At 69.1% G+C, this 1559-nt stretch carries 1 protein-coding gene; it reads right to left on the bottom strand.

Features of this window, described 5'->3' with window-relative positions:
• Nucleotides 1-1559 (bottom strand): condensation domain-containing protein (locus ACZ7KF_RS41535; protein ID WP_471087917.1); only part of this gene is annotated, 1559 nt, incomplete at both ends.

The raw sequence follows: 1559 nt of genomic DNA, 5'->3' as shown, positions 1-1559 counted from the left end.
CCCGACAAAGCCTCCGCGCGCTCACCCGCCGACAAAACCTCCAACCCACCGACCCGCACATCCGGATCCGCCACCACCGCCGACAACAACCCACCAAAACGACCCGCCAACCCCTCGACCGACACCCGGTCGAACAGATCCGTGGCGAACTCGAAGACACCGACGAGCCCCGCCGGAACGCCTTCGGTGTCCTGCTGCTCATGCACGCTCAGCTGGAGGTCGAACTTCGCGGTGCCGTAACCGGTCGGCTCGCCGGTGAAGGACAGTCCGGGCAGCTTGAAGTCGGCTTGGGCGTTGTTCTGGAAGGTCAGCATCACCTGGAACAGGGGGTGCCGGGACATGGAGCGGGCCGGGTTCAGGACCTCCACGAGTTGCTCGAACGGCACGTCCTGGTTCGCGAACGCTCCCAGGTCCGTCTCCCGCACCCGCTCCACCAGTTCGCGGAACGTCGGGTCGCCCGACACATCCGTCCGCAGGACCAGGGTGTTGATGAAGTAGCCGACGAGGTCCTCAAGCGCCTCGTCCGTGCGGCCCGCCACCGGCGAACCGATCGGGATGTCCGTTCCCGCCCCCATGCGGGAGAGCAGTGCGGCGAAGGCGGCCTGCACCACCATGAACACACTCGCGCCCGACTCCCGGGCCAGCGCGACGAGCCCCCGGTGCACGGCCGCGTCGAGTTCGAACACCAAGTGGTCGCCGCGGTGAGAGGCGACGGTGGGCCGGGGTCGGTCGAAGGGCAGGTCCAGCTGGTCCGGCAGGTCGGCGAGCTGTTCGGTCCAGTAGGCGACTTGACCGCCGATCAGGCTGTCCGGGTCGGACTCGTCGCCCAGCAGTTCCCGCTGCCACATCGCGTAGTCCGCGTACTGCACCGGCAGCGGCTTCCACCCAGGAGCCTTCCCGTCGATCCGAGCCTCGTAAGCCCTCGCCACATCCCGGGCCAAGGGCGCCATCGACCAGCCGTCACCGGCGATGTGGTGCAACACCACCACCAGCACATGTACATCGTCGGCCACCGCGAACAGCCGCACACGGACCGGGACTTCGCGGCTCAGGTCGAAGCCCTGCGCCACGGCGTCCGCGACCGCCTCCGCTACGCCGTCCTCCGCGATCTCCGCCAGGGGCAGGGACAGCGCAGCCTCTTCCGCGTCCAGCACCTTCTGGTACGGGGTGCCGTCGGCGGTCTCCAGGAACAGTGTGCGCAGGCTCTCGTGGCGCGCGACCACATCACCGAGCGCCGCCGCGAGCGCCTCCCGGTCCAGCCGGCCGGTGAGCCGAAGCGCGATGGGCACGTTGTACGTAGCCGTCGAACCCTGAATGCGGTTGAGGAGCCACAGTCCGCGCTGAGCGGGAGAGAGGGGAGTCTCGGCGGGACGGGGCCTCGGGGTGAGCGCGGCCCTGGCCACACCTCCCACAGCGGCCAGCCTTTCCGCCAACCGCACCACGGACGGTCCCTCGAAGAAGTCGCGGAGGGGGAGTTCGACGTTCAGGACGGTGCGGATGCGGCTGATGACACGCGTGGCGAGGAGCGAGTGGCCGCCGAGGTCGAAGAAGCTGTCGTC

This window comes from Streptomyces sp. NPDC038200, assembly GCF_055600785.1.
The sequence above is the reverse complement of the archived record's forward strand: the minus strand, read 5'-3'. Positions and strand labels throughout refer to the sequence as shown.